The organism is Collimonas sp., assembly GCF_035566555.1.
Taxonomy (GTDB): Bacteria; Pseudomonadota; Gammaproteobacteria; order Burkholderiales; family Burkholderiaceae_D; genus Collimonas.
Genome location: NZ_DATMRB010000002.1, coordinates 26,049 through 33,599, shown reverse-complemented (window position 1 = coordinate 33,599; position 7,551 = coordinate 26,049). Strand labels below are relative to the sequence as shown.

General features: G+C 64.5%; 8 protein-coding genes. All 8 read right to left on the bottom strand.

The window, feature by feature from the left end; translation table 11 throughout:
- Positions 1 to 373: Rid family hydrolase (locus VNZ65_RS00355; RefSeq protein WP_325664943.1), on the bottom strand; the 373-nt coding region annotated here is incomplete at its 3' end.
- 47 nt (positions 374 to 420) lie between these two features.
- Entirely contained in the window at positions 421 to 1,410 is a 990-nt protein-coding gene (locus VNZ65_RS00350; RefSeq protein WP_325664941.1) for an ABC transporter substrate-binding protein, read from the bottom strand.
- Between the two features lie 13 nt (positions 1,411 to 1,423).
- Entirely contained in the window at positions 1,424 to 2,290 is an 867-nt protein-coding gene (locus VNZ65_RS00345; protein ID WP_325664939.1) for a class II aldolase/adducin family protein, read from the bottom strand.
- Between the two features lie 26 nt (positions 2,291 to 2,316).
- Positions 2,317 to 3,273 carry a D-isomer specific 2-hydroxyacid dehydrogenase family protein gene (locus VNZ65_RS00340; protein WP_325664937.1) on the bottom strand — a complete coding sequence of 319 codons (957 nt, stop codon included), beginning with the start codon at positions 3,271 to 3,273 and terminating at the stop codon, positions 2,317 to 2,319.
- A gap of 12 nt (positions 3,274 to 3,285) precedes the next feature.
- Positions 3,286 to 4,398, bottom strand: a complete 1,113-nt coding sequence (locus VNZ65_RS00335; protein ID WP_325664935.1) for an LLM class flavin-dependent oxidoreductase — start codon at positions 4,396 to 4,398, stop codon at positions 3,286 to 3,288.
- 28 nt (positions 4,399 to 4,426) lie between these two features.
- Positions 4,427 to 5,659, bottom strand: coding sequence for an acyl-CoA dehydrogenase family protein (locus VNZ65_RS00330; RefSeq protein ID WP_325664933.1), 1,233 nt, complete (start codon positions 5,657 to 5,659; stop codon positions 4,427 to 4,429).
- A 4-nt stretch (positions 5,660 to 5,663) separates the two neighbouring features.
- Positions 5,664 to 6,533: an ABC transporter ATP-binding protein gene (locus VNZ65_RS00325; protein WP_325664931.1), complete on the bottom strand. Its 870-nt coding sequence runs from the start codon at positions 6,531 to 6,533 to the stop codon at positions 5,664 to 5,666.
- Positions 6,534 to 6,535: 2 nt separating this feature from the next.
- The gene (locus VNZ65_RS00320) at positions 6,536 to 7,390 is read right to left on the bottom strand and encodes an ABC transporter permease (RefSeq protein ID WP_325664929.1); all 855 of its coding nucleotides are present in this window, start codon (positions 7,388 to 7,390) and stop codon (positions 6,536 to 6,538) included.
- Positions 7,391 to 7,551: the final 161 nt, after the last annotated feature.

Genomic DNA, 7,551 nt, shown 5'->3' with positions numbered 1-7,551 from the left:
GGAAACCGGCGAAATCCAGCTTGCCGTCCTTGCGTGGATCACCCACCAGAAACACTTTCAGCTGGATGATGTCGCCCAAGGACAGGCCCTGGCTGGCGAGGGCGGTTTCGATGCGGCGAAATACCGAGACGGTTTGCGTTTCCGTATCGCCAAAGGCTTCGAACGATCCCTTTGGCGCATCCTTGTTGCTGACCTCCGGCAGGATACCGCTAAGATAGATGGTGCTGGCGTTCGGCGGCACCACTACCGCCTGCAGGATGGGGAAATCGGAGTTCGGTAGGGGAATGCGTTTGATTTCCTGGGCGCCGGCGCTGCCGGCTGCGAGCAACAGGCCGCTGAGTGCAAGGCCCGGAAGGATGGCGTTTTTTTTCATTGTTGTCTCTCTCTATATATTGAAAAGCCGGCGGGCATTGCGCCGGTTTAGGCCAGCACGCTGTTGAAGCTGCGGTCCCACAGGCCGCTGACGTCGATGCGGCGGTCCAGCACCTTGTTGTCGGTGAAGACGTCCGCCACCTGCTGCTGCGAGCGGATCGCGGCGTCGTCGATGGCGACCAGCGCCGTCGGCTGGCTTTGCAGCTTGCGCTGTTCGTCGAACAGCCATTTCGGCAGGCCAGTGATCTGCGCCAGCCTGGTAGCGTAGGCATCAGGGTTGCGGTTGATCCATTCGTAGACCTTGCGCTCGCGCAGCAGATAGTCGCCGATGGCGGCGTGCTTGGCTGGATCAGCGATAGCCTTGGTATGCGCCGCCAGCAGGTAATTGCCGGACAGGTAGCCGAGGCCGGTCTTGATGATGCGCGCGCCTTGCTTGCGCGCCAGCTGGATCAGCGGACCGTAGATGACCCAGGCATCCAGCTGGCCGCTCTGAAACGCCGCCAAGCCATCCTGCGGCGACAGGCTGACCGGCTTGATGTCGGCAAAGCTCAGGCCCTTCTCCTTGAGGAAGCGCAGCAGCAGGTAATGCGAAGTGGTCGAGCGCACGTAGCCGACGCGCAGGCCCTTGAGTTCGGCGACGTCGCGCACGGCGGACTGTGGCGGCACCAGCAGTACCTGGTTGTTGACGTCGCCGCGCAATACCGCGATCAGCTTCAGCGGTGCGCCGCTTTGCACTGAAAAGATCGGCGGGATTTCACTCATGGCGCCGAGATCGATGGAGCCGCCCGAGATGGCTTCGACAATCAGGTTGCCGCCAGCGAATTCGGCATAGTTGACCCGATAGGGGAAGTCGGCAGCGCCGACGTCTTTGTAGAAAGACGTGGCGTCGCCCTTGTAGGAAGCCACGCGCAGCAAGGTTTCGGACGGCAGCGGTGCTGCCAGCAGATGGCCTGCGCCGACGCTGAGACCCAGTCCCAGGCTGGCGCCGGCTTGCAGAAAACGGCGGCGGTTCAGGGCCGCCGGATAGTGGTGCGTCATGGTCATCCTTGGTTTAATCGAACAGGTCCGGTTCTTCGCGCGTCACTACGTCCCATAGCGGCTGGAAACTGAACCAGCCGCCGGCGTCGCTGCCGATCTGCGAAGCGGTATGCTGCGCTACGGCCTGCGATAGTGGCTTGGTCGGGCCTGCCGCCTCTGAGATCAATTGCGCCTGGGCTGCGTTCTCCATCGCGATATAGCGCCACACCGCGGATTCGACCGAAGCGCCGACCGTCAGCAAACCATGGTTTTGCAGGATCGCCGCCTTGTGCGGCCCCAGTTTCCGGGCGATGCGTTCACCCTCGCTGGAGTCCAGCACGACGCCGCTGTATTCGGAAAAAATCACGTGGTCGTCATAGAACGCGCAGGAATCCTGGGTCAAGGGATCGAGCAGGCGGCCTTGGGCTGAGAAAGCCTTGCCCCACAAACCGTGCGAATGGGCTGCGGCGATCACATCCGGTCGCGCCTTGTGCAGCTCGGAGTGGATGGCAAAGGCGGCGCGGTTCAGCAAGCCATCGCCGTGCAGGATCTTGCCGTCGTGGCTGACCAGCAGCAGATCCGAGACGCGGATATGGCCAAAGTAGACGCCGGCCGGATTGACCCAGAACTGGTCAGGATGCTCAGGGTCGCGCGCGGTGATGTGGCCGGCGCCGCCCATGTCGTAACCATAACGGGCAAACAGCCGGAACGATGCCGCCAGCCGCTGCTTGCGATGCAGGCGCGCGGCTTCCAGCGTCGGCGGTGGCGGCGGTTCAGCAAAGATGATGTTGCCGTCGGCATCGCGCGGCGCGGAGTAGATCGCCGGCCGCGGGTGCAAATTGCCGACGACGCGCAGATGCGGCTTGGATAGCGGCGCGCTATGAAGGGGAGAAGTACTCATGGTTTGTTCCTGTTGGTCAGAGTGGTTCAGTAGCCGCGCGCCAGGTCGACCACATCGGTCAAAGGCAGCCCGCCGCGGAAGCGTTGCAGGTTACCAAGGAACTTGTCGAGCAGTGCCTGTACGATATGGTCGGTGCTGGGCGATATATGCGGCGACAGCCGTATTTGCGGATGGCTGTAAAAGCGGTGTCCGGCCGGCAGCGGCTCCGGTTCGGTCACGTCCAGCGTCGCCAGGCCGACGCGGCCGCTGCCCAGCGCTGCCAGCAAAGCCTGGTCATCGATCAGGCTGCCGCGGGCAATGTTAATCAGATGCAGGCCGGGCTTGGCTTGCGCCAGCACCGCATGGTTGATCGCATGGCGGGTGGCCGTGGTGGCGGGAGCGGCCAGCACCAGGTGGTCGGAACGGGCCGCCAGTTCGGCCAGGTTGGCCATGCCTTCGACGCCCTCGATCTCGAACGGCGCGTCAGAGCGGCGCACGGCCAGCACTCGCAGACCCAGCGCCTGGCCCCGTTGCGCCAGCGTGCGGCCGATCGAGCCGAAACCGTACAAGCCCAGCACGCTGCCTTGCACCAGCGACAGCGATTGCCGTTTCCATTGAGAGGCGTCTTCCAGCCAGATATCGGGAATGCGCTTGGCGGCGCTGAAGATCGCGGCCAGTACGTATTCGGCGATGGCGTCGGATGCGGTGCCGCGTGCCGAGGTGACGACCGGCCCCTGGAACAGCCACGACGGATAGTAATCAATCCCGACGGATGCTAGCTGCACCCAGTCCAGCTTGAACGGCCAGCCTTGCGGTACTGGCGCGTCCTGGGTGGCGGCAGCGTTGCCCGATTTGCTGAATGGCAGGGCAAACAGCACGCTGGCGTCGCTCGGCAAGGCAGCCAGCGGACCGGGCGGCAAGTCGACGACGCGCACGCTGGCCTGCTGCGCGAGTCGCAGGTTGACGGCGGGATCGAACTGGCTGGCGACGACGATTTCGCTCATGGGATACTCCGCTCAGGCCGCTTGCTGGGCCGCTGCATGGCCAGCTGCTTCGCGTTCCGCCACCGCAGCGCGCACCAGCGGCAGCAGTTCACGGCCGTATTGCAGGGCATCGGCGACCGGATCGAAACCGCGGATCAGGAAAGTGGTGATGCCGAGGTCGTAGTAATCGAGCAGCGATTCCGTCACCTGCTGTGGCGTGCCGACCAGCGCGGTCGAGTTGCCGGCGGCCTTGGTCAGGGCGGTGATGCCGGTCCACAAGCGCTTGTCGACCACCTTGCCTTGTGCAGCAGCGGCCAGCAGCCGTTGCGAACCGACGTTTTTCGGCTGCTGTGAACGGCTGGCGAAAAACACGTTATTGCTGACGTTGGCGGTGGCCTGCTCCAGGATGCTGTCGGCGCGTGCCCAGGCTAGTTCTTCGGTGGCGCCGAGGACCGGACGCAGCGACAGGCTGAAGCGAATCTTGTCGGCGCGGCCATGGCGGCCGGCGGCGGCGCGTACCTTGTCTACGGTTTCCTTCACTTGTGCCAGCGATTCACCCCACAGCGCGTAGACGTCGGCGTGCTTGCCTGCGACTTCGATGGCGATATCCGAGGAGCCGCCGAAATAGATCGGCAGGTGCGGCTTTTGCGACGAACGCACCACTGCATTCTGGCCCTTGACCCGGTAGTGCCTGCCTTCGTGGTCGAATGGGCCGCTGGACGTCCAGGTTTTGCGGACTACTTCCAGGTATTCGTCGGTGCGCTGGTAGCGCTCGTCATGGCTCAGGAAATCGCCGTCGCGCTGCTGTTCGGTATCGTCGCCGCCGCTGATGATGTGCACCGCCAGGCGGCCGTCGCTGAACTGGTCCAGCGTGGCCAGCTGGCGCGCAGCCAGGGTCGGCGCTACGAAACCGGGCCGGTGCGCCAGCAGGATGCCCAGCCGTTCGGTCTGGTGGGCGATGTAGGCGGCGACCTGGAAACCGTCGACCGAGCTGCTGCTGTGCGCCACCAGCACGCGGTCGAAGCCGGCGTATTCGTGGGCGCGGGCGATCGCGCCGACATAACTTTTGTCGATCGCGGGACCGTGCGGCAACAGCGTTTCGGAGATTTCCTGGGTGGCGGAGATGCCGATGAATTCGATGCTCATGTCAGATCCTTGTGAAGTAGGTGAGGGTTCAGGCGGCGCGTACCGCGCTGGTCTGTGCTTGCGGTTGCGGTTGGACTTGAGCTTGTGCTTGAGCTGCAAATGCCGCGCGGCCGCCGGCCACCAGGATGGTGTCGTTTTGTGGCGTATGGATGCGGCTGCACAGCACATTGCGGTAATGCCGCTCCAGCGCGTTGCTGCGCGACAGTCCGGGATTGCCGCTGATCTCGATGGCTTTTTCAACCACTGCGATGGCCTGGGTGGTGACCAGGTATTTGATGCGGCTAGCGTCGCCGGCGCCGGCCTGGCCGGCGATCGCGGCATCCAGCAGGATGCGGTTGGAGAACAGCCAGGCGTCAAGCTGGCCGACCACTTCCTGGAAGCGCGGCAAGGTTGCCAGCGAGGCGCCGAGGTTGGCCGGCGCCCGCGTTTGCAGCCACTCGACCAGCCAGTCGCGGGCGGCGCGGGCGACGCCGTCGTAGATCGCCCCTAGCAGCACGGACATCCACAGCAGCAGGGACGGATCCAGCTCTGGAGGCGTGGAAGCCGGCGCCACATCGACCGCATGTTCTGCCGGCACCAGCACATTGTCGAACACCACTTCGTGGCTGCCGGTGGCGCGCATGCCCAGGTGGTCCCAGCTTTCGATCACCGAAATGCCAGGGGTGTCGCGATGCACCAGCCAGGCGCCCACCAGCGGTTCAGGATCGTCGCTGCGGGCCCAGACAGTGAGCCAGGTCAGGCGCGGGATGCCGGTGGAGTACAGCTTGCGGCCGCTGATGCGCCAGCCTTCCGGCACGCGCCGCGCTACTGTCGCCGGCAAGCCGCCGCGCGCCGGCGTGCCGAGTTCCGGCTCGACCCGCAGCGCATTGATCAGGGCGCCGTCGCGCACTGCATCGGCCGCTACCTGGCGGTACAGGTGCGGCGGCCAGCGCGTGGTGCGCGGGGTTGCGGTGTGCTGCAGGTATTGCATGGTCAGCACCAGCGCGGTGGACGGGTCGCCATAGGCTACCGCGGCAATCACCTTGCGCGTTTGCGCCAGGCTGGCGGCCAGTCCGCCGAAGACGCGCGGCACGGTCAGCGCCAGCAAGCCATGCTCATGCAAGCGTTCGAAATTAGGGTGCGGGAAACTGCCGTCGCGGTCGTGCTGGGCGGCGCTGGCGGCAAACTCGGCGCTCAGCGTGGCCAGCAACTGCGCGAATTCGGGCGTATCGAGGGTGGACACGGCGGGCGGCGGCAACGGGGTCAGGTTGTTGGCTGTCATGGGCTCAGATGGAATAATTGCTCAGGTTGAAAGGCGCTGCCGGCGACGGCGGAACCAGGTGCAGCACAGGCTTGGGCGCGGCGGCGTCGGCATCAAGTTCGACTCCCAGCAATTGCAGCAACTGTGTCCGCACTTTCTGGAAAGCGTGGTTTTCAGCGCTGCGCGGACGCTGCTGGTCGATGCGCAGGTCGGCCACGATGCGGCCGCCGTCCAGCACCAGCACACGATCTGCCAGCAGCACCGCCTCGTCGACGTCGTGCGTCACCAGCAGCACCGCCGGCTGATGTACCCGCCATAGCGACAGGATCAGCTGATGCATGCGGATCCGGGTCAGCGCATCCAGCGCAGCGAACGGCTCATCCAGCAACAGCAGCTGCGGTTCACGCACCAGCGCCCGCGCCAGCGCCACCCGTTGCGCTTCGCCGCCGGACAGGGTGCCGGGCCAGGCATTTTCCCGGTGCGCCAGGCCGACTTCGGCCAAGGCCTGGCGTGCCCGTTCCCGCGCCTGCGGCATATGCAAGCCCATGACGACATTGCGCCAGGCGCGTTTCCACGGCATCAGGCGCGGTTCCTGGAAGACTGCCGCGCGTGCCTGCGGCACTTGCAGGTCGCCGGAGCTGATCTGATCCAGGCCGGCCAGCGCCCGCAGCAGGGTGGTCTTGCCGGAGCCGCTGCGGCCGAGCAGGGCGATAAATTCGCCGGGGCGGATATCGAGGTCGAGCCGGTCCAGGATCGTGTTCTGGCCGAAGCGTTTGCTCAGCTGGCGGGCGCGCACTGCATTATTGGTGTTGCCGGCGGGGCGGACGATTTCCGGTTCAACGGTTTCATCTCGCAGCCGGCCAGTGTCGTTCACTGAAAGTTTGGCGGTCAGCATGCTCAGTCCTTGATGAAAGAAGGGCGCCAGGCGAGCGCAAAATGTTCGATGCTGCGTACCAGCAGGTCGGTGAACAGCCCCAGCAGGCTGTAGGCCAGCAGGCAGACCACGATGATGTCGGTGCGCATGAAATCGCGGGCGTTGTTGATCAGGTAGCCGAGGCCGGCAGTGGCGTTAATCTGCTCCACGATCACCAGCGACAGCCAGCTGATGCCGAGCGCATAGCGCAGGCCGAGCAGGAAGGACGGCAGCGCGCCCGGCAGGATCACATGCCAGATCAGGCCAAAATGACCGAGGCCGAACAGGCGCCCGGCTTCGATCAGCTTGGCGTCGATGCTGCGGATGCCGCTGTACAAGGTCAGGTACATGGGGAAGGTGGTGGCGAAGGCGATCAGCGTTACCTTGGTGAATTCGCCGATGCCGAACCACAGGATGAACAGCGGCACCAGGCCGACAAAGGGCAGCGTGCGCACCATCTGCATCGGTGAGTCGACGATCACTTCGCCACGGCGGGATAAGCCTGAAATCAGCGCCAGCGCGGTGCCCAGCGAGAGCGAAATCGACAGGCCGGTCAGCACCCGGCCCAGCGACACCAGGATATTGCTGCCCATTTCGCCGGACGCCACCAGCGCGCCGAAGGTAGCGCCGATCTGCGACGGCGCGGCCAGGATGCGTTCTGGAATAAAGCCGAGACGCGAGGCGATTTCCCACAGCAGCAAAATCGCTGCCGGGCTGGCCGCGCGCGAGAGAAATGCCCGCAGGCGGCGCCGCAGTACCTGGCGGAACAGCCGCTGGCCGCTGGCGGCGGGCGCCTGGAGTGCGGGCGTGTCAGAAGGAGAAGCGGTGGCTATCGACATCGTGCTTGATGATCCGTAAAACAATTGCCTCCGGCCGTCGAAACCCTTGGCTGCAGACCTTGGGCATGCAGTGCAGTGCGACCGTAAAGCGGATCATAAGTCGTGCGATATTATGATAAAACGAATTATTTATTATAAGAAAATATGAATTTTGAGAATAA